At 46.7% G+C, this 20,356-nt stretch carries 19 protein-coding genes; 10 read left to right on the top strand and 9 right to left on the bottom strand.

What is annotated here, in order from left to right:
• The 7 genes from GF401_19465 to GF401_19495 form a co-directional block, all read right to left on the bottom strand.
• A partial coding sequence (locus GF401_19465) for a hypothetical protein (GenBank protein ID MBD3347239.1) occupies window positions 1–258 on the bottom strand: 258 nt, incomplete at its 3' end.
• A 54-nt stretch (window positions 259–312) separates the two neighbouring features.
• Window positions 313–1,689 (bottom strand): hypothetical protein, encoded by a 1,377-nt coding sequence (locus GF401_19470; protein MBD3347240.1) that lies wholly within the window; start codon window positions 1,687–1,689, stop codon window positions 313–315.
• Between the two features lie 108 nt (window positions 1,690–1,797).
• Complete coding sequence (locus GF401_19475; protein ID MBD3347241.1) at window positions 1,798–2,118, bottom strand: hypothetical protein; 321 nt, start codon at window positions 2,116–2,118, stop codon at window positions 1,798–1,800.
• Between the two features lie 14 nt (window positions 2,119–2,132).
• Window positions 2,133–4,076: a PEGA domain-containing protein gene (locus GF401_19480; protein ID MBD3347242.1), complete on the bottom strand. Its 1,944-nt coding sequence runs from the start codon at window positions 4,074–4,076 to the stop codon at window positions 2,133–2,135.
• Window positions 4,076–4,711, bottom strand: a complete 636-nt coding sequence (locus GF401_19485) for a sigma-70 family RNA polymerase sigma factor (protein ID MBD3347243.1) — start codon at window positions 4,709–4,711, stop codon at window positions 4,076–4,078. Before GF401_19485 ends, GF401_19480 begins: the two co-directional genes overlap by 1 nt.
• Window positions 4,698–5,627 (bottom strand): PEGA domain-containing protein, encoded by a 930-nt coding sequence (locus GF401_19490; protein ID MBD3347244.1) that lies wholly within the window; start codon window positions 5,625–5,627, stop codon window positions 4,698–4,700. Before GF401_19490 ends, GF401_19485 begins: the two co-directional genes overlap by 14 nt.
• Before the next feature lie 131 nt (window positions 5,628–5,758).
• On the bottom strand, window positions 5,759–6,280 hold the full coding sequence (locus tag GF401_19495; protein MBD3347245.1) for a hypothetical protein: 522 nt from the start codon (window positions 6,278–6,280) through the stop codon (window positions 5,759–5,761).
• Between GF401_19495 and GF401_19500 the strand changes: the two genes are divergently transcribed.
• From GF401_19500 to GF401_19525, 6 genes are all read left to right on the top strand, one after another.
• Window positions 6,265–8,058 carry a GAF domain-containing protein gene (locus GF401_19500; protein ID MBD3347246.1) on the top strand — a complete coding sequence of 598 codons (1,794 nt, stop codon included), beginning with the start codon at window positions 6,265–6,267 and terminating at the stop codon, window positions 8,056–8,058. The two genes, GF401_19495 and GF401_19500, sit on opposite strands and share 16 nt — an antisense overlap.
• Window positions 8,045–8,914: a 4-(cytidine 5'-diphospho)-2-C-methyl-D-erythritol kinase gene (gene ispE / locus GF401_19505; protein ID MBD3347247.1), complete on the top strand. Its 870-nt coding sequence runs from the start codon at window positions 8,045–8,047 to the stop codon at window positions 8,912–8,914. Before GF401_19500 ends, ispE begins: the two co-directional genes overlap by 14 nt.
• A 102-nt stretch (window positions 8,915–9,016) precedes the next feature.
• Window positions 9,017–9,760 (top strand): hypothetical protein, encoded by a 744-nt coding sequence (locus tag GF401_19510; protein ID MBD3347248.1) that lies wholly within the window; start codon window positions 9,017–9,019, stop codon window positions 9,758–9,760.
• Window positions 9,761–10,036: 276 nt separating this feature from the next.
• Window positions 10,037–10,864 carry a TIGR02147 family protein gene (locus tag GF401_19515; protein MBD3347249.1) on the top strand — a complete coding sequence of 276 codons (828 nt, stop codon included), beginning with the start codon at window positions 10,037–10,039 and terminating at the stop codon, window positions 10,862–10,864.
• Between the two features lie 12 nt (window positions 10,865–10,876).
• Window positions 10,877–13,033, top strand: a complete 2,157-nt coding sequence (locus GF401_19520; protein MBD3347250.1) for a hypothetical protein — start codon at window positions 10,877–10,879, stop codon at window positions 13,031–13,033.
• 41 nt (window positions 13,034–13,074) lie between these two features.
• Window positions 13,075–14,853 carry a hypothetical protein gene (locus tag GF401_19525; protein ID MBD3347251.1) on the top strand — a complete coding sequence of 593 codons (1,779 nt, stop codon included), beginning with the start codon at window positions 13,075–13,077 and terminating at the stop codon, window positions 14,851–14,853.
• Window positions 14,854–14,895: 42 nt separating this feature from the next.
• On the opposite strand, the gene GF401_19530 is transcribed toward GF401_19525, so the two are convergent.
• A complete protein-coding gene (locus GF401_19530) occupies window positions 14,896–15,225 on the bottom strand; it encodes a hypothetical protein (protein ID MBD3347252.1) in 330 nt (109 codons plus the stop codon).
• Between the two features lie 118 nt (window positions 15,226–15,343).
• Here GF401_19530 and GF401_19535 point away from each other — a divergent pair, with 118 nt between their 5' ends.
• Genes GF401_19535 through GF401_19550 form a run of 4 tightly spaced genes read left to right on the top strand, consistent with a single transcriptional unit; the run spans window position 15,344 to window position 19,680 of the window.
• Window positions 15,344–15,505, top strand: coding sequence for a hypothetical protein (locus GF401_19535; protein ID MBD3347253.1), 162 nt, complete (start codon window positions 15,344–15,346; stop codon window positions 15,503–15,505).
• Window positions 15,441–17,891, top strand: a complete 2,451-nt coding sequence (locus GF401_19540; GenBank protein MBD3347254.1) for a VWA domain-containing protein — start codon at window positions 15,441–15,443, stop codon at window positions 17,889–17,891. The genes GF401_19535 and GF401_19540 overlap by 65 nt, the downstream gene beginning before the upstream one ends.
• Window positions 17,892–17,897: 6 nt before the next feature.
• Entirely contained in the window at window positions 17,898–18,830 is a 933-nt protein-coding gene (locus tag GF401_19545; GenBank protein ID MBD3347255.1) for a hypothetical protein, read from the top strand.
• Window positions 18,790–19,680, top strand: a complete 891-nt coding sequence (locus tag GF401_19550; GenBank protein MBD3347256.1) for a hypothetical protein — start codon at window positions 18,790–18,792, stop codon at window positions 19,678–19,680. The genes GF401_19545 and GF401_19550 overlap by 41 nt, the downstream gene beginning before the upstream one ends.
• Window positions 19,681–19,851: 171 nt before the next feature.
• Here the strand turns inward: GF401_19550 and GF401_19555 are convergent, their stop codons facing one another.
• A complete protein-coding gene (locus GF401_19555) occupies window positions 19,852–20,124 on the bottom strand; it encodes a hypothetical protein (GenBank protein MBD3347257.1) in 273 nt (90 codons plus the stop codon).
• Window positions 20,125–20,356 lie beyond the last annotated feature (232 nt).

Here is a 20,356-nt window from a genome sequence, read left to right on the forward strand (position 1 = left end):
CCAGTGCCCAAGGGCCCAGCGGTAAAAACCGGCATCAAAATGGATCTGGTTGACTCGGTAGAGAAGCGCGGGGTTGACCAGCCCCGAGGTATAATCGCCAAGATCCTGGTAAAAATCGGCCTGGAAATAGGGCGCATCATACCCACCGGTTCCAACGTAGGAAAACGTATCGGAAGCGCCAATTGATAACAGGCAAAAAACAGTGAGGACTGCGATCCCCCTGCGATATTTTCGATTACAGGGTTTTCCTTGTTTCACATTCCGCCCCCTTCCAAGGGAGATTGAATATTTTTCATGCATATTTAAATTCCCCTATCTGGACTCTTCGATTCTGACCGGTTTATGAGCGATGTCGTCTTTATGTAAATGAAAGTACATTCCCTGAGGGAGCTTGTTGTGGGGTGCCGGTGACCGGTTTTTGTTGCCGTCGAATAAAATTTTTCTTCCCAGGAGATTATATATGACCCTTTCGTGGGAAGGGAGGGGGTGTTGAGTGGAGATAGTAAGAACTTCCCGTGTTGGTGTTTGAACCGGACACTGAAAATTGTCCTCGGGAGCGACAATGAAATCATCGCAGGAAATACTCAGGTCGCCGCCCATAAAATATCCTGCAAAAGCTGGCTGAAACGAACCGTCTACGGCCATTGAATCGAGGAGGGTTCCATTAACGATAAAATGATAGGTATTCGGGCGCATCCGTATTTCGAGGGTATCGGTAGTGCCGTGGATACTCGATTCCGAAACATTCGTGGAGGTAATCGATCCGTCGGGACTCAACTTCGCATACCGTCGTTCGGCATTGATAAGAAATCCGAGCATATTGTAATTGACATTCAACATTCCTGATGCATCACGGGTATGGGTAAGCACTCCCAGGACAACGCCGTAGAGGGAGTCGGTCGACCCGCTGCTCCAGGATACCGTCGATTTGACAGATGCATCATTAAAACCGCCGTCCACCCAGACACTGGTTCCCTTTCCTGTCTGGGGCGTTGATAATTGCATGGCATTATTTGCCGCAGAAACTTCGATATCATTTGTTTTGGTATACCAGCCGGTAAAATCACCGTCGTCGAAATTATCCGCGAAGCAACCGATCGGGTCTGTCGTTACCGGGACATTGGTTATGGTGGCATCGTCGAATTCGGCTGTCGTTGAACCGGGAACGAGCAGCGCAATGTCGCCGCTGCAATCGGCGGTGTCTTCGACGGTAGCGCAGAAATGGCCGTTGCAATAGATACTGATATTCCCGTTGTATTTACTGACTGTCAGGATGTTGTCGGCAGGCTTGATATGGGAATTGGGTGCGGCATAGAGCAATTTTCCGGTGTGCATGACCACTATACTGAATTGCTGTGAATTGTTGATTGCTGCGTAGTATCCCTGTCCCTGATCATTGAGGCAGAAACAGACACCCAGGTTTGTATAAGGGGCTGTTTTGGCATTGATTGAGATCGAAAAGGTAAAATCGTGCAGCAATGTATCGTGTTTGATGATTGCATAGGAATTTTCACTGTTGGTAACCGTTAAAACATCTCCGGAGGTGCTCAACTGAGGATTGCCGCTGAGTATGACCCACTCACCATGGCCTGCCGAAAAGTCGTCATAAAAGAGCGGCTCTTGAGCCACAGAATTACCCGCAAGGAGTAATGAGAACAGTAAATATCCCCTAATAATGTAATTATTCATAAATATTTCCCTCCTGTGAGATTGATACAGCTTTATTGTACCATATTATAGTCGCCTGTTTCAAAGAAAAGGTTTAAAGAAGTCGGACATTTGGTCCATTTTGTGTTCTCATGCCTGTGAATCCAGAACAATAACAGGCAAAGAATCTTCAAAGGCAGGGAACACCAGGTAATGAATTCCCGGCTCGGTAAATACTGAGGTTTTTCTGTGTTCCTTTATCGATCCGTCGATATAACGGATTGTAATTATAAAGGTCGTGGTATCCTCGGCATAGACTGTATCCTGTGAAATTTCGACTGATTCGATAGAAAGTGGAGATTCCTTGTAATAGGGGCTCTGCGGGTCATTGGGATTATCCCGGTGCGCGCACAGGAGGATCACGATCAGGGGCAGAAAAAAAAGAGGGCGGATTTTTTTAGATTCTGTCATTGCACACATTTTTTTTATCTCGCCTGCATTCGTGCCGCAGCAGCCTCTTTCCAGCGTCCTTGCGGAAAATGGGAGAGATAATACTGATATTCCTGTTTAGCTTCTTGACTTCTTCCAAGCCGGGAAAAGCATTCAGCCCGCCAGAATACGCTATTTTCCTTATACGTACTTTGCGGATATTCCGAAATGAGCTTTGTATACCATTTCAGCGCCTCGGAACAATTATCGAGTTCGGTCCTGTAAATCTGCGCAAGTGCATAAATCGAACGGTGAACATCCTGCTTGCCCGAAAAATATTCGACATGTTTTTTATAGGTACGCGCCGCAGCCTCAGGTTTGTCAAGAAGGTATTGCATTTCCGCCAGCCGCACATAGGCTTCGAAAAGCCACAAGCCGTCGGGGTAGGCGATCAGATATTCAACAAGGTCCATTTCAGCGCCCGCATAATCCTGCAATCTATCGATTTTAATCGTAATGATTTCCCACAGCAGGTTGTCTTTTTTAACACCGCTGCCCACAATTTCATACATTGAATTGTATATCGTTAGCGCATTGTCAAATTGACGATTCTTTTTATGGCACAGGGCCATTTTTTCCAGGACGGTTACCTTGCTTTCCGATGAGATATCATCGCTGAGAGCGAGGGAGCGAAGCCGTTCGATTGCGGTTGTATACCGTCCGAACTGCAGATCATTCATAGCCTTGATGAATTCCGGATGTTTGCTAATTGACGCAGGTTTGGGCGCCGGAGGAACCGGTTTTTGCTCCGGTTCTTTACGGAACAGTGAAAAGAATCCCCGTTTTTTCTTTTTCTGCGGAACCGGTTCGGGAGTTTGAGCTTTGACGGAGTCTATCACGATCGCACGCTCTAAGGAGATTGTCATGGAATGGGATTTATCCGCTGTTACCGTCAGTATCGTATCGCAGGGATAATAATTCAGGTAAGAAAAAGTAAGGGTGTGATTCCCTGCGGGGAATTCGCTGTAAAGCGGAGTTTTTCCGGTATATTCACCATCGATAAAGACTGCAGCTCCCGGGGGATCGCTGGAAAGTGCAACTGCGCTGTTCTCTAATGGGCTCACGGCGCGGTCGAGCGGCGCCAGAACCTGCAGAGCCTCTTTCAATGCAGACCGGTTTTCGGTAATCTGTCCGGATGTTGCAAAGCTGTCGCTCCCCTCCAGAACCGAGAATTCTCCTTCGGTGATATCAAATACCATCTTTTTTCGGATTGAACTTCTGAATTGTACTGTACCTTCAATTACCGACAAGGTTGTTTTCGTTCGCAGGGAAACAGGATCTTTTTCAACCTGTACCTTGAATATGGTGCCGGTAATATGGCATTCTGCATTGGGGGTGACAATGGTAAACCGTTTGCCTTTCCTGGGGGGGGGCACCCGGGCGAGGATGGTTCCCTTTTCCAAAAAGGCCGAAAATTTTCCGGCGGAGGCATGAGTAATTTCAACCCTGGAATTCTCAAAAAGCGCAATACCGGTATTTTCTTCAAGGGCAATTATGCAGGAACCGTCCTTACCCGTTTCCAGAATCTCTCCTTCTCTGACCGGAAGGGAGAGAAGGTCGTTTCCGGATTCCAGGGTGCTCTCTGAAGCGCGGCCTCTGGGGTGGCCCGAGGTAACCGCTCCCTGAACGGTAACTACCCGTGCATTGGGCAGCGGCTTTGGAATGAAGAGCATAAATGATATCTGGAAAGAAAGCGCTGCCAGAACCAGTGCCGTTGCAACGGCAAATGCCACCGATGGTTTTATCTTCAGGAAATCAGGCAAAGGGAGCTGCAGGCGAGTTTTTCCTGAGTGTACAGGGGTGTTGTCAAGAGCGGAAAAAATCTCATTCGCCATTACCGTCCACTCATGATCTTCTTTGTGCGGAACCGTGACACTTTTCAGCAGTGCGCTTACTTTCTTGATTCCGGGATCGGATTCCTGTCGGCTGATCTTATCCATTACTCGGTATCCAGATATCTACTGAGATGCTTCTTCAATTCTTTGCGACCGTGAAAGAGCCGTGACTTTACCGTGCCCGAAGGCTTCTTGATTATCGCGGCAATCTCTTCAACAGTCCTCTCTTCCATTTCGTACAATACGACTACCATTCTTTTTTCTATGCTCATTTTCATCAGGGCGGAAAAGATCTTTTCGTTCAACTCCTTTTGCTGCAGCACCATCTCCGGGCTGAATTTTTCATCTTTTACCGATCCTTCAATATTATCGAATTCGACAATATTTAACTTCCGTTTCCTGTATTTTTTTCTGAGCTGATCGGTACATACTTTATAACTGATCCGGTAGACCCATGTATCAAAGGACGAGAGTCCTTTGAAATGCGCCAGGCTTTTAAAGAGGCTGATAAAGACCTGCTGAATAACATCATCCCCATCAATTCCCGGCCCCAGACTCCGAAAAACAATGCCTGCAACCTTGGACTTATATCGGTTGAATAAGGCAAATTGTGCACGTCGGTCACCCTCAATGCATTTCTCGATAAGTTCCGTAACATCTTGATTTTCCACATTATGGCCTTCCCGACTATAATGATAGTCGCTATTTTGGCCAAAATGTTTCAAATTAATTGCGTCCAAAGATGCGCCTCTTGAGCGAACGGTTAATAAAAAAACAGAATCCTGTACCGGTCCAGCCCACGATACTCAAATACCTGAATCCGATGCCGATGTAGTTTGCCCGTGCATAGGATTTGTAGGCACGTTTATAATCTGATTTATTCAATCCTCCATCCAGATTCATATAATCATCATGATAATTTTTTTCAAGCACAAAGGCTATAACAGCAAGGCCGGTTAATGCGCTGGATGCCGCCAGCCAGTAGAAAGTCGGGTATCCCTTGAAATTCATTTGAACGTTGAGATCGACTGTTTTACCGGCTTCGATAAGGACTGATTGTTCAAAGGGATCCAGAAATTCGCCGTCAAGTCGAATACGGTATTCTCCCGATTCCACCGAAAACACTTTGGGTGTCCGCCCGGTATTGACACCATCAAGCAATACATCGCATCCCGGAGGATTGGAACTCACGGTCAATTCGCCGAGTATCGGTTTTTTGAGAAAATTGCCTGTTTTAAGAATGATTGTTTCGGCGATATCGTCGATCGACATACTTCCTGCAGGAAGTTTTTTCCAGCTGCTTTCGCCTTCTTTATTATTAATTATGGTAAAGGTCAGATGATTTTCACGGGATACCGAATCGGTCTCGAATGTCCCGAAGAGGACATATTTTGAATGTCCGGCAAGTGTTGCCGTATCGGTATACGGTGAATCCCAGGCTTTGATGCGCAGCCCCGGAAATAACAGTTCATAATCGAGCCGGCGGCGGAGCAGGATATGAAAATTATCATAGCTGGAATCATTGGTGGTGTTAACGAAACGAAATATGGACAGGGTTTCGCCGAGTCTCGTGTGCTGCACATCAAAACTGTATACAGGAACGGTAAGGATAATACCGTAAAGGAGAATTTTGATGATACTCAGCGGCCGTGTCATGAAGCCCTTCCGAAATAGATTGCCCTCTATAGACAAATTAATATATTTCAGAAGCAAAAGTAAGGAGAAGCAGAAGTAAAAGTCCGGAAAAGAGGGGGGCTCAGGATTGTTCTGCGTTCATTCGGTATGAATCATTCCTCTTTTTCGGGATTCTGTTCAATGAGATTGGCAATAAAATCTCTCAGATATTTTCGTTCGGCCAAGGCCATGCTTTTGAATTGTACGCCGCAGAAAGTGGAGGTGTTGACTTTCCGGCTGTGAATGATCGTAGCGTCGTTCTTGATAATGACTTCATTGGAGGGGAGAGAGAAGGTCAGGAGTACGACCTGGCCAAGCTCATATTCCCGGTCGGAGCGGAACATCATACCGTCTTCACTGAGATTGATAACAAAACACATCTCCGGTGATTCCGGAACGCCGGGCCGGGTGTATACTTCAACGGTAACGAAACTGACATTAGCGCGAGGATATCTGCGCTTTTCTATTCCTGAATTCACGTCTCTAAAATAGTAAATGGAGCACCATATAAACACAATTGAGTAAAATTGATGCAAACTTTTAATTGTGAACGTATTATTTTCAAGGTATATTTTTATTTGGATGGAGATTTTCCAGGAATCAGCAAACCGGACAGGTAATGCTTTTACGATCACGAAAACAGGACATTGCCATTGTAGGTATTAATAAGGAAGCTTCCACTATTCTGGGGCTGCTTCTCAATACCGATGGACCACGGGTAATTCGAGTCATTAATCCGCAGTTGGAAGACCTTAACGAACTGACCCGGTATCCAACGCTGGATATTATCGTTAATGCCACCGACGACCAGGAGATTCTGGAGCGCCTGAAACGCCTGAATATGAAACGGGTCGATATTATCAGCAGTCTGAGCGCCCGTATTCTCTATTTATCCGGCAGTAAGGAGCTTTCCCAGGAACAGCTCTCTCAGGAGCGGGAGCGAATCCTTAAGAGTCTGCATGAAATTAAGCAGGCGGTGCTTCTTTCGAAAAATAAAGAGGAGCTGTTGAAATTATTTCTTGAAGTTGCCATTGGTTCCTGTAATGCAGATTCGGGATCGATCATGCTGGTCGATTCGCAAAAAAGGCTGCTTAACATTGAGATGGCCGACGGACTCAATGTCGATATTGTTCGCACCACAGCTCAGAAATTCGGAAAAGGGATTGCCGGCAAAGTTGCTCAAACCGGTAAATCCTTTCTGATTAATGGAGAACCCGGAATTCTCTCTGAGGGAGAGGGGAGAAAGGATATCATTTCTTCCATATCATGTCCTCTGGTGATCGGTAATGAGGTTGTCGGGGTGCTGAACCTCAACAGCAAGCGGTATGAGCGGATATTCAATAAAGCCGATTTGCGCTATATTGAAGAGTTGACCAGTTTCGCTGCAGATGTAGTCAAGGCTTCAAAGGATTTCGAATTGACGACGACTTCGGCATTCTCACTCTCCCTCCTCGGACGTATACAGGCCATTCTCAATCTCGAATTTCCTTTCCCGGAACGGCTTAATTTGCTGCTCATGAAAGTGGTTACCGCCTCTCACGGGGTAATCTGCAATTACTATGAGTTCGATGATAAGAGCCGGATTTTTCTTGTCAAGGCATCGAGTTCATTCAATATGAACCTTTTGCAGGGCAAAAAAATAAAATTGAATGCTCAGTTGACAACGCAGGTTCTGAAAGCGCAGAAAACGGTTACAATTAATGTTCCCGAAAAGGATTCCTTTCAGCAAAAATGGTATATAGCCCATCCGATAAAGGTCAGGAAACAAATGGCCGGGCTTCTGTTCCTCCATTTAATTTCCCCTAAAAAGGAGGTCCATGAAGAGCAGGAGATACTGGAACGGATCGGCGAGATGATTGCTCACGAACTGAATGCCAATGCGGAGCGGGAATTTTTAAGAATCCAGTCGGCCAAACTTTCCGCAGTATCCGAAGCATCGTTCAATATCGCTTCAGCCAAAGACATCTCCGAGCTGATCAACTTTGCCCTGCCCAATGTCTGTCTTATCCTTGAGGCCGAGGCAGGAATTTTCTGGCTTCAGAACCCAGTTGCAGAGAAACTGGAAGTTTACAAGTCCTTTGCAATCGATAATCAGGGCGGTCTGCCCCGGCTTGAAAAACTGGATGCTGAGATTCATGACGCTTTGATTCCCGGCAACGGTGTTGTTTTGATCGAAGATCTCCGTGCCGAGGGTTTTGCTCCCTCCGGCAACTATCCTCACTCGCTTCTCCGGAAAACGTTCGGAAGGGAAGGTCGGGTTGCGGGGGTTCTTTCCCTCTACGGTAAAAAATCCCTTGATCTTTTCGGTTCGCAAAAATTTACCGAACACGATAAGGAAGTGTTTCTTAAATTCTGTCTGCAGTTTTTCAAGGGGCTGTCCAAACTCATGCCCTATTTCGATGAGAAACGGTGACTGTTCCATGCCTTCACGGAAAGCTTATGCCCGAATTACCCCGGCTCTGGATATTGTAAAGAAGCTTGCCGACGGTGAGTGCAAGGGATTTCACGAGCTGGGGATCATCAAACATCAGATCGGTCTGTACGATATGGTGCACCTCGAGAAAGCCGATACCATGGAGGTGGTGTGCGACCGGGATGGCGTTCCCTGTGATAAAACAAATATTTGCTGGAAAGCGGTAGAAAGTATTAAACAGGAGTTCGGGATAGGGGAGAATGCCCGGATTACCTTGACGAAAAATATCCCTGCCCGGGGCGGACTCGCCGGTGGAAGTTCCAATGCTGCGGCAACCCTGCTGCTGGCTGATGAACTATGGGGGCTTAATCTCTCGCGTAAACAGCTCTGTTCGCTGGGGGGCAAACTCGGTATGGATGTCCCTTACTTTTTTTACGGCAAAACCGCTTTCGATACCGAATCAACCGGTATCCTCCAGCCGATTTCCACTGATATGCGCTTTTATTTTATTCTGGTAATTCCCGAAATCGGTGTATCGACAAAGGAGGCCTACGGTTCAATCGATTATTCTGCAATAAACCGTCACCGGGAGATGACCGAAAGAATGGAGCAGGCATTGGGGGAAAATAACTATGACATGGTTGTCAAAAGTATACACAACGATTTCGAACTCAGTGTTTTTCAAAGCCATCCGGAGTTGCAAAATATCAGGGATACATTGATTAACGCCGGTTGTCATGCGGCCTTTATGAGCGGTTCGGGTTCGACAATCGTGGGGGTGGTAAGGGACCAAAGGGAAGCTCTGACTGTTTGTAACCGCGTAAATTATACAACTATTATTGCATCAACCCTTTGATATGCCGATGGTATATATTAAATTATAAAGAATACGGTTTTTTTCTAAGGCGTGAAAAAAAGTAGTGAGTTATCAAAACGTTTAAATGGAAGGAGGCCTTCCATGCCCACCTCAAAGAATAGGATAAAGAAACGAACCGGAAAATTCCTGTGGCTCAGCAAGCAGCTTCTTTACGATTATTTCAAGAGTCGCTACGATCTCGACAGAGAAATTGTCGACCGGGAAATCGAGGACGTCATGGCCAGGTTCAAGCCCCGTAAAGGACAGGCGATCATGACCCAGGAACTCTGGCAGAAAGTCGGATTCAATCTCACCGAACAGTACGGCGATCTCAGTGATTTACCTTCCGAAGATGACATTGAGGAAGTTGGGGAAGTGATAATCAATGAGGAAGATGAAGAAGAGGTCCGGGAGGTGGCGGCGCAGCTTGTGAGGGAGGAAGAGAATTCCGATGACGATGATGAGCCTGTTTTTGAAGTAAATACCTCTGATACGAAAATCGAGGCGATGCCCGCTGTTGACGACGAGAGTGATGAAGCCGTTTTTGAGATTACCATGTCATCCGAACCGGAATCGAAAGAACAGAGTACAGATTCGGAAGATGAAGAGGAGGAAGAGGCGGTATTTGAGATCGGCGGTGCGCCTCAACCCTCAGTCCAGCCGGCGGCGGATGATGATGACAATGATGATGAATTATCTTTGGATGACGATGAAGAGGCGTTGTTTGAAGTCGGTTCTTCACCGGTCCCTGGAGCTGATGCCGGTAAATCGGCTCAAGTCAGCACCACTACCGACGATGATGACGATGATGATGAAATAGTATTTGACGTTAAATCGCCTGATTGATACACGTTCCCGAAAAAAGCTCCTGAGGGCATCTGCGGGAGAAAATACCGTATTCGTTGCACAGCCCCGGTGGAACGCTATTGTTTTATTTCTGCCTCAAGTTCAATTTCAGTAAAAAAAAATTGTAATATGAGCATAAAAATCAATGACTTATTGGTTGTTTTGCAATTGTTTTGTTTTCATATAGAAAACAAAACCTTCTTTTTTAATTGAATCGGGCGGCATAAGAGGGTATATTTATAGGGAACTGAAAAATACTTGTAAAGGCCCGATATAATGATTGATATTTATACCTATATAGATTTCAGGAAGCTTCTGAAAGATCTTTATGAGGAACATAAAAAGAAGCATCCTTTCTTTTCTTACCGCTACATTGCCCAGAAGGTCGGATTCAGTTCTGCGGGCTTTTTTACCAACATAATTCAGGGCAAAAGAAATATATCGTCGGAATATATATTTAAATTCGCTCAGCTTTTCAAATTCAACAAAGGGGAGACCGAATATTTCGAGCTCCTGGTAAATTTCGGGCAGGCCAAGAGTCACAGTCAGAAGAAATATTACTTCGAAAAGATTCTTGCCAATAAGAAATCGAAGATAACGATAACCGATGCACAGCATTATGAGTTTTACAACAAATGGTATTACACTGCAATTCGCGAGCTTATCGATATTTTCCCGGTCAAGGCCAATTATGATGAGCTTGCGAAAATGGTTCATCCTCCGATTAAACCTGCAGAAGCAAAAAAGGCGGTGGAGTTCCTTGAGGCAATCGATTTTATCAAGCGTAATGCCGACGGTTATTTTGAGCAGACGGATAATTTTATTTCAACAGGATATGAAGCGAAGTCGGTTGCCATCACCAATTTTCTCATCAGTATGATAGATCTTGCCCGGTTCAATATCGAGCGGCTTCCACGGGAAAAACGGAGCATGTCTACCTTGACATTCAGTATATCCGAAGATGGGTATAATGCGATAATCGAGCGGTTGAAAAATATTCATCGTGAAATTCTTGAAATGGTGCGTGAAGACCGGAGCCATAATAAGCAGGATCGAATATACCATGTTAACGTCCAGGTTTTTCCTCTTTCGAAAGTTGAATAGGGAGTGGTAACAGTGGTGCGAAATCGGATATATGCCCTGTTTTTAACCCTCCTTCTTTGTATCTGCACTCTGTTTTGCTGCAGCAAAAGTGGTGATGATGTGGTCACCACCGGCGGTTCGGAGGTATGGGGAACCCTTACCGATCCCGACGGCGCTGCGCTTGACAGCGTACTGGTACGTGCCGTTCCCGCCGATCAGGACAATCCCGACAGCGATAATGCTGTCGATACGGTCTTCACCGATGCATCCGGGAAATACGAATTCGGGGATCTCGGTCTTTCCGAAACACTGCTCAATATCTACGGCGCATACCGCGACAGTCAATATATCGTCTATATTCCCGAGGTTTCCTATCAGGAGGATGTGGTAAACGATGTGGGAACCATTGCCATGTATGCTCCCGGAAAAATCGAAGGGTATGTTCTCACGGAGCAGGCAGACCACAGCGGGGTCCGCTGTTATATTCCGGGAACTTCCTTTGCCGCCTGGACCGACAGCACGGGTTATTTCAAAATTTTCGCCGCACCGCCCGGAACCCACACGCTCAGATATGAAAAAACCAATTACCAGGTTGCCACAGAAACAGTTACCGTTGAAAAAGGGCAGACCTCCACTATCCCTTCTTTGAGTTTGACCTATGATACCAGTTATGTACCGGTTCCTACCGGACTGAGCGCCTCCTATGATACCTTGCAGGGAAATGTTACGCTCCGGTGGAATCCTGTTAAGGTCCCGGATCTCGAGGGATACAATCTTTACCGCGATGAGGGAACTGCGCTCAAGATCAATACATCGATAATACTCGACACCTTTTATAGTTTTACTGTTTTCACTGATAAGTCCGATACTTCTTTGCAGTTTCTGAAAATTCAGGTCGCTGCCGAGGATTCTTTCAACAATATTGGAAACTTATCCCGTCCGGTGGAGATACATGCGGTATCTCCTGTAAAGGTGCGGACTTTCTTTGAATTTTCACTCCTCGATTCACCGTCGGTGCTCGACCCGGTACGCATCGAAGTTGGTTTTCATAATGCGACCCGCCGTGTCGATCGCCTTATGTGGGCGGTTGACTATTCAGATTCGGTAATCAGAGATATTCAGGTTTCTTCGAGCGAAGGATTTGATACCCTCCAATACCTCTGGCCCGATTCGGGAACCAAATCCATCTATGTTACCGCCCGCGACAACGCCGGGGATTACTGGTATGGTACCCTGGAGGTCTCAATCGATGGACGGGAGCTTAACTTGTGGCAGAGTGCGCCCTCCTGTATCGAATCCCGGCGATTTTTCTCCTGCGGCGTACTCGATTCGGTGCTCTATGCTGTCGGGGGATGTTACGATGATCCTTTTGGTGTAACCGGCCGCAAAAGCATTGCGATAAAATCGGTTGAAGCATTCGATCCGCAGAATGGCGGGTGGACCGAACGGCAGCCACTGAACAAGGGCCGCTATAATCACGGTGTCGCCGTGGCCAACGGCAAACTATATGTGATCGGCGGAAGCAGCTATTATGAGGACTTGAAAAGCATCGAGGAATACGACCCGGTTCTGGATACCTTTCGGATAATCGACTCGCTTCCCCACACCCGCAGCGGACTTGCGGTGGTTTCCCTGGATAACAAGCTTTATCTTATCGGTGGCCTGACTTTTGCGAATGGTGAATTCAAAATCAGTTCATCGATCGATGAATATGATCCTCAAACCAGAACGGTGACCCATAAGGCCGATATGCTGATTCCCCGCACCAATCATCAGGCGGTGGTTATCGATGATACTATTTATATTCTCGGCGGGTTGGGTGGTAATGAAAGCCTCAGATCGTCGGAGACCGCACCACAGAAAACGGTGGAGACATATGTTCCCGGGGAAGCACGCTGCGCGCAGGGAGTTTCCATGGGTACCGAACGGTTCAATTTTGCAGCCGCAACAGTACGGGGTAAACTTTATGTCATGGGCGGGTTTGTTTCGCAGATTAAAAATGAGATAACCGGCAGTTGTGAAGAATTCGATCTTTCAACAGGAGAATGGAGTGAAAAAGCACCGATGCCGGAGCCACGGCATGGTATGGGAGTCGGTGTCATTAATAGACGTATTTATGTTCCGGGTGGAAGCGTTAAGGGATATCCGGATCTGGGCGAAACCGAAAGAATGGAGATTTATACACCCTGAAGCGGATGCATGATAGGGTAAAAGGAACCAGGAATAGAAGCATGAGTGGAATCGGGAAAAAAGCATTTTTTACAATTGGCATTCGGGATGCAGGGGTTCGGCTGATTGCGGCCGCACTTCTGTTTGTGGCTGCCGGTGCATTCCCGTTCCTTTCCCATGCTCAATGCGGGATCGATAGTAACGGTTACGTGTACCTCCACCCCTGGTTCACCGGCGGCCATTGGACGGCAGCCGAAAAAAAACTCGACCCTGTGGTGCTCCCCGATGCTTTCTGCACGCTCAATCCGCAAAAATTAACAACAACGCGCAGTGAAGGCAACAATACGGCTGCGTTTACAACCGCTGGTGGTGAGGTATATCTGTCTCAGGTTGACTTTATCCCTCCTTCTCCCATGTGTCTCTGCTGCATGCCGCAACTTGTTTTCAACGAACCTGCGCAACTCGATCTGAGTGGATTCGGCGTTGCTGCAAATACACCGGTCTATCTGATAAACCAGGCAGGGTATACCTATGATACGGTCAAGCTGGCACTGGCCGGCAATACAGACAGTCTGATACTGATCACTGTACCGGGAGATGCCTCACAGATCACCAATCGGGAGAGCCTTGCCTTGACCGCCAAAGGGGTTACCCAGACTGTTGCGGCCATTGAGGGAGCTTTTGATGTCGCCACCAGTCAGGATACGGGAATTTTTGTCCTCGGTTCCGGCGGGTTGATCAGGTATTTTCCTCTCTTGGGCGGCAGTGTGGGAGCCGAACAGGATCTGGATATATCCACAGACGAGACAGTCCTCTGCTACAGCGGCGGATACGCAGGAACAGAGAGCGGGGCTCTCTACCGATGGAGCGGTGATTCCTTTGTCAGAGACACCATGTTGTCGGCAACTCCGGTACGGGCTATCGGCAATACCGCCGCAGTGGGAGATAACGGGGCGATTTTTATCCGTTCCGGGGATCAATGGAATGCCTATACGCACGGAACCGCCCAGTACCGGGCCTTTTCTCTGATGAGTCATGAAAACGGTTCCGGTATTGAGCTGCTCGATGAAAACTGGAATCACAGCAGCTTTATTTATGCAAACGTATCAACCGTCATTTCATCTATGAACCCAGCGGAAATTGAATCCTATATTAACACCGGCGATCATTATCTCTACAATCCGGCAATCGAAAGCCTTGCTGTGACGGTGAATCTGAGCGATCCTGACGGTAATATTCAGGTACCATCGGTCTTCCTGAGCACCGGCCAGTCCTTGAATACCAACCAGGACGGTACCTTGCAAGGCATGGCGCCCGGTGACACCTGTTCCTATGGTAAAATCCGGCTGAACGATTCATCGGTTATCCTCACCCTGACCCCCGATTCAGTCATCTTTACTGCCCGGGCACTGCAGGGAAGGATCGATATCCGTTGTTATGATTGCAATTGGGCGGAATATGATTTCAGGATGGCACAGCCATGGCGGTATCAGGAATCGGTGACCCTTGAAATCGGCAATCAGACGATAACGATCAGTCATACCGAAGGCTCCAATGTTACCTCAGGGAGAAAAACCCCTTCTCCGTCCCATACAACGCGAATGCTCTGCCGGGCACACCGGAATATACTCGAACTTACCATTCCTTCTTCATTGCAGCACCGGCTGCGAACAATTACGCTGATCAACGCATCAGGACGGATACTTCATACTATTATGTCATGCAATCGTCCGGTGATCACGATTCCTGCAATTTCTACTTCAGGCATGCTCCTTGTCCGGTACGAACTTACCGACGGTACTCAAAAGGTAATCTCTGTACCGGTAATTACAGAACATTGACTTCAGAGCCGGTTTAGTGTTTCCTTCAGAATCCCTGTTCGATCAGAAGTGGTTATATCCGAATAAATTCGCTGTTGATGTGGTGATGGATTTAACGGCCGCGGCTTGTTCATCCGTAAATTGCGGTTTATAATATAATGACGGCGAATTCGTGGCGGCAAAGGATTCGAGGAAATCTTTTTTGACCGGAAGTGCCGTGTGTTTCACTCTTTCGGTGAGCACTGCCGCGGGATTCTCGCAGAGGTTTTCATAGGAAACGATTGTACAGGATTGTTTCACTCCAGGGAAAATTAAAAAATGTATTCCCCCGCTCCCTCCTGAAATGTAAATGCATGTGTTTTCTATAAGAAAACGAAAATATGAATCAACCATAGTTAACTCCTTAAAATACCGGTATATTTAAAGGTGTATGAAAGAAATATTTCTGATATTTTTGATTTTCATAGAAATCAGAGAATATTAAAGAATCACACGAGGAAAAGGAGGAGGGATGGAGCTTAAAAAAGTCATTGCGGCCATCGCCTTGATTGCGCTGATACTGCTGCTGTCGCTGGTAAGGGCCGAGAATATAGCTGAAATGCCGATTCATGAAAATTCAGTACCATGCAAAACTGTTTCTCATTGGGAAAAAATCGGGGATGTTTTTAAATAACACACATACTTACTCTAAAGGAGGAATCATGGTTTCATATAAAACCACTGTAACAGGGATGATAATGACACTTCTTTTCTGCTCGATTGCGCTTTTTGCAAAGGTCCCTTTGGACAGTTTAGGTGAAGGTACCTGTGTGGCATGGAAGCCGATATCGGCGGATACAGTCTCGGATACATCATTTGGTATTGGCGATACGCTTTATCTGCCGAACGGAGAAATCTCAGTTAATGTGCCGGCTGATCAGCGTGAAGAGGTCACCATACCGTCGGTTGGAACGGAAGTCAGCATTATCTGTGGTGACGGCTTTGCCAATGGTAAGGTTACCCAGGTTTTTCGCAATCCTTTCGATCTTCCCATGGAGACCCAGTATGTTTTTCCTCTTCCCCACAATGGCGCTGTGCACGGCATGGATTTTCGTACGAGTACCGGTGTATTTCATGCAGATATACAGGAAAAGGAAGAAGCAAAGAAGCAATACGAGGAGGCAAAAAAAGAGGGCAAACAGGCAAGTCTCCTGCTTCAGTCGCAGGATAATATCTTTATCCAGAAACTCTGCAACATACTGCCCCATGACAGTGTGGAAGTGACGATCTATTTCAGCATGAGTTTGATCTATGATATGGGTACCTTCGAACTGGCTTTTCCAACGGTTGTAGGCCCACGGTACGATCCGGCGCCTCTGGCTAAGCAGCGTTCCAACCCGCTCTATGTTCCTCCCGGAACACGCAGCGGCAGCAGTCTTGATTTTACTATCCTTTTTATCACGCCCTATCAGATTGCCGATCTTGTCAGTCCGAATCATGACGTTACGGTGACTGAACAGGGAATCGATCAGATGACCCTGCCGACAGTCATGCTTGAAATGGACCGGCAGCTTCCTGAAGGATCGAATACCGTGCTGGTTCAAATGAATGATAAGGATGTGCTTCCCAATAGGGATATTGTACTCCGCTTCGGCAGAAAATCGCCGCATCGTGATGTAAGTGTTTTAAGTTACCATGACGGCAACAAAGGATATTTCGCCCTGCAGATTTATCCCGATTTACTCGATACCGCCTCTAAAAAGCCGCAGAATGTGGATCTGGTATTTGTTCTTGATGTTTCCGGATCTATGGGTGGGATTCCCCTTATGAAATTGAAAGAGATAATGAATGCCATGCTGGATAAAGCAACCCCGGGCGACCGTCTTTCGTTTTTAGCATTCAGTAACAGTACATCGAATTTCAACGAGACGCCGGTTGCGGCAACGCCGGAGAATATCGCAGCGGCGAGGCAATGGATAAGCAATCTTTATGCAAGTGGCGGCACTCAGATGCTTTCCGGGGTACGGAAAGGATTGAGTGTTCCCCTCGAGCCTGGGCGAACCAGAATAATGACACTCATCACCGATGGATTTATCGGAGGAATAAATGATATTTATGCTGAAATTGAGAATGATCCCAATGAAACGATTGCTTTTACTTTCGGTATCGGCAACTCGACCAACCGGGAACTGATGGATCTGGCGGCGAATGCCGGTGAAGGCATTGCAACAATGGTATTACTCAATGATGATGTTAAACCGATTGTCGATGATTTCTGGACCCGGATTCGCATTCCTCAGCTCAAGAATATTTCAATCGATTGGGGTGGCGAAATTCCGACTGCCTTAACCCGGCAGAGTGTTGGTGATCTCTGGTATGGGCAACCGGTTCTCTTGTTCGGTATGTATCAGCAGGGCGGTCCCCGAACCATTATGCTCAATGCCGATAAAGACGGTGAAGCAGTCTCGGAGTCATATGATGTTAACTTTGTTTCCGACAACAGGACAATGGAGTGTGTTGCCCAGATGTGGGCTCGTCAGACAATAGAGAATCTTCGCAATGAACAGAGCGCTCTCTATAACGAACAGAATAAAGATAAAATACTGGAGATCAGCCTTGCTTTCGGTGTCTTATGTGAATACACCGCATTCATTGCCGTTGCCGATTCGGTGGTAAATGAAAATGGTGAGTTGGTTTCAACCGAAACTCCTGCAGAAAATCCCGATGGAGTCGATTCCTCTATGGCGGGTTCCGAATCATGGGGACCGGGCAGTCTGGATGCTTCAGAGGCTATCAGTGTTTCAGGGACACCAAAAATTACGATAATGCCCCTGTCGCAGAACCTGATGCAGATTTATCTTGCATCCTTTACGCCCGAAGTCCTGGCCGGTAAAGCATGTATTTATGACGTCAAAGGAAGGCTTATCATGGAATGGTCGCTTGCTGAGCTTGCTGCAGCTAATTACAGATGGACATGGAATTTCACCGATCGGGCAGGGAATCCGATAACCCGTGGATTTTTCGTGCTTGTTATAAGGACGCCGGAACTCGTTCTCAATCAACCAATAGCCTACAAATAGTCAAGGATGTCGAAAATGATAAAGATATTCACTCTACTGCTGATTTCTCTTCATGCCTCACTCTTTGCCCTCGGCGCGCTCTATGCGCGCCGCCCTCTCTCCAATACTCAGGGACAGCCGCTCTGGCTGACCCATTATGATGCCGAGGTGACGATTACTGATCAGATTGCGGTCACCCATGTTGATCACACCTTTAAGAACGAGTCGAGTAGTCGTCTTGAAGGTGTTTTTGTTTTCCCTCTTCCGGAAAACGCGGTGGTTACCGAATTGGCTCTGTGGATTAATGGTGAGCGGGTCATTGCCGATGTTATGGAAAAGGATACGGCCCGGGCGGTGTATGAAAATATTGTTCGGCGGCAGATCGATCCCGCATTACTGGAATACATGGGAGGCAATGTGTTTAAGCTTTCCGTGTTTCCCATAGAGCCGGCCGGACATCTCATGAGTGAACGGCGTATTGAAATCACCTATGCGGAGCTTCTTCCCTATGAAAACAGTCAGGTTGAATACCGCTTTTTCATGAAAACGGCAAATATGTCGTCAAAACCGGTCCAACGGGCCTCGCTTGCTGTCGACATGTCTGCAAAAAAGGATATTCTCTCCTGTTTGTCACCGAGCCATACTGAGGGAACCGGGCTGGGAATAACCCGGATAAACAGCAATGAATTCTCGATACTCTATGGTAATGAAAATACACAGGAGGAAAAGGATTTTCGTATACATTATAACCTGAAGAATGATGCCTATGCATTAAATCAACTGACCTATGTACCTGATATGAATGATCCCATGTTTTTTGATAAGTCCGGTGACGACCCCTATTTCCTTCTGTGGGCCACGCCGCCGGATGAGATCACCCGGGCAGAAATTGTCAAAAAGAATATCGCTTTTATGGCTGATGTCCCTCTTTACATTTGGAATCGGCAACGATCTGGATGAGGCTTTTCTGAAGCGGCTCGCCTGGGAAAACAACGGCTTATATCGGAACATTAACTCTGATGATTCCATCGCAAGCATCATGGACCGGTTCATGACAAAGATTTCCTATCCCCTGATTGCCGGCATTCAAATTCATTACGAGGAGTTGGAGCCTTACGATCTTTTCCCACGGATTTTGCCCAATTTATATGCGGGCGCGCAACTGAGTGTTCTGGGGCGCTATCGCAGTACCGGCGGCCATACTGTTACTTTCACCGGTCTCCAGGTGACCAATGAAATTGTACTAACCGAAACGCTCGATTTTGGCAGGGGATCAAACAATCACCCCTTTGTGCCTCGCATGTGGGCATCGATGAAAATCGATCATCTGCTGGAAGAAATTGAGATGTACGGAGAACAGGATGAACTCGTGCGGAATGTGACCATGCTGGGCAAGAAATATAATATTGTCACCCCCTATACATCGATGCTTGTTGTCGATCCCGGTACGCCGGTGGTTGAGGATAAAACGGCTGTATTGCCCGAAGAGACAGCTCTTCGCATAACGCCGAATTCTTTTACGGATGCAACAACAATCGAGTTTGCGATTCCGCGGCTGGATTCTCCCAGATCGGCAGTGCTGAAAATTTTCGATGCCCGAGGTAAGCTCGTAAAGACACTGCTCAACGAAATAACCATGGGGGGAGTTTCTCGGTCTCATGGAACGGCACCGACAGGCATAACCGGATGCTTGGATCGGGATTTTATTTCGCTGTTCTCAATGTTGGTGCTGTCAAAAATATGGCGCGAATCAGGCTGGTGCAGTAGTGGTTGCGGTTGTCCCTGGTGTTCGGGACTGAGCCCTTTTTGAAGAAGCTGAGAGCGCGGGATTATCATAAGCAGCAGTTCATCGTCTGTTCCGCTCTATCCTGCGTTCTCTGCTTTAAAAAGAGGCTGGTTTAATTTATACAGAAGAGAAGCGATGCAATTACTGCTGGAAGGAACATCTGAAGGGATGCGAAAACTATTAGGCTTTTCATGATTATAACGTTGTTTCCCGGTTGGGCTGCATGGTCGCTTTTTGTGAAGTTTCATCGACAATAGTGTCGGTGCGCCGGATTATGCGGTACCGTATTGGCCATTCGGATATCATCTCATTGGGTACCCAATGGTTTATTTCGCACTGAAGAGCTCTTTTCGCCCTTTGCAAGTTAATGTATTTTCTGACTCCAAGATCACCCCATGGATCATCATAAATTTTCTGCTGGATGACATAATAAATGGATTCAATCGTATTGTCGATATTTTTCTGCATGTGCTGAACGTATCCCCTTGATATTGGCGTCTCATTTCAAAGAAATGATCACCCGGAAGCGCAATGAAGTGAAGGCCCCTATACCTTCCTTATATAAATTAATTAATCGGATGTTTTAAAGCAAACAAAATATTCACATTTTAAAACAAAAAATTAATTGTAATTCCATAATTTACTTAAATTCAAGATATTATAAGTTCAGCCCGGTGGAGGATAAATTTAAAAAATTAAT

Source organism: Chitinivibrionales bacterium, from assembly GCA_014728215.1.
In the GTDB taxonomy this organism is placed as follows: Bacteria; Fibrobacterota; Chitinivibrionia; order Chitinivibrionales; family WJKA01; genus WJKA01.

Coding starts and splice junctions, on each gene's coding strand:
- GF401_19540 (MBD3347254.1), top strand. CDS start 15,441: ATGAAAATTCAGTACCATGCAAAACTGTTTCTCATTGGGAAAAAATCG.
- ispE (MBD3347247.1), top strand. CDS start 8,045: ATGAGAAACGGTGACTGTTCCATGCCTTCACGGAAAGCTTATGCCCGA.
- GF401_19500 (MBD3347246.1), top strand. CDS start 6,265: ATGCTTTTACGATCACGAAAACAGGACATTGCCATTGTAGGTATTAAT.
- GF401_19475 (MBD3347241.1), bottom strand. CDS start 2,118: ATGACAGAATCTAAAAAAATCCGCCCTCTTTTTTTTCTGCCCCTGATC.
- GF401_19545 (MBD3347255.1), top strand. CDS start 17,898: ATGTCGAAAATGATAAAGATATTCACTCTACTGCTGATTTCTCTTCAT.
- GF401_19510 (MBD3347248.1), top strand. CDS start 9,017: ATGCCCACCTCAAAGAATAGGATAAAGAAACGAACCGGAAAATTCCTG.
- GF401_19525 (MBD3347251.1), top strand. CDS start 13,075: ATGAGTGGAATCGGGAAAAAAGCATTTTTTACAATTGGCATTCGGGAT.
- GF401_19530 (MBD3347252.1), bottom strand. CDS start 15,225: ATGGTTGATTCATATTTTCGTTTTCTTATAGAAAACACATGCATTTAC.
- GF401_19470 (MBD3347240.1), bottom strand. CDS start 1,689: ATGAATAATTACATTATTAGGGGATATTTACTGTTCTCATTACTCCTT.
- GF401_19515 (MBD3347249.1), top strand. CDS start 10,037: ATGATTGATATTTATACCTATATAGATTTCAGGAAGCTTCTGAAAGAT.
- GF401_19480 (MBD3347242.1), bottom strand. CDS start 4,076: ATGGATAAGATCAGCCGACAGGAATCCGATCCCGGAATCAAGAAAGTA.
- GF401_19490 (MBD3347244.1), bottom strand. CDS start 5,627: ATGACACGGCCGCTGAGTATCATCAAAATTCTCCTTTACGGTATTATC.
- GF401_19550 (MBD3347256.1), top strand. CDS start 18,790: ATGTCCCTCTTTACATTTGGAATCGGCAACGATCTGGATGAGGCTTTT.
- GF401_19555 (MBD3347257.1), bottom strand. CDS start 20,124: ATGCAGAAAAATATCGACAATACGATTGAATCCATTTATTATGTCATC.
- GF401_19535 (MBD3347253.1), top strand. CDS start 15,344: ATGGAGCTTAAAAAAGTCATTGCGGCCATCGCCTTGATTGCGCTGATA.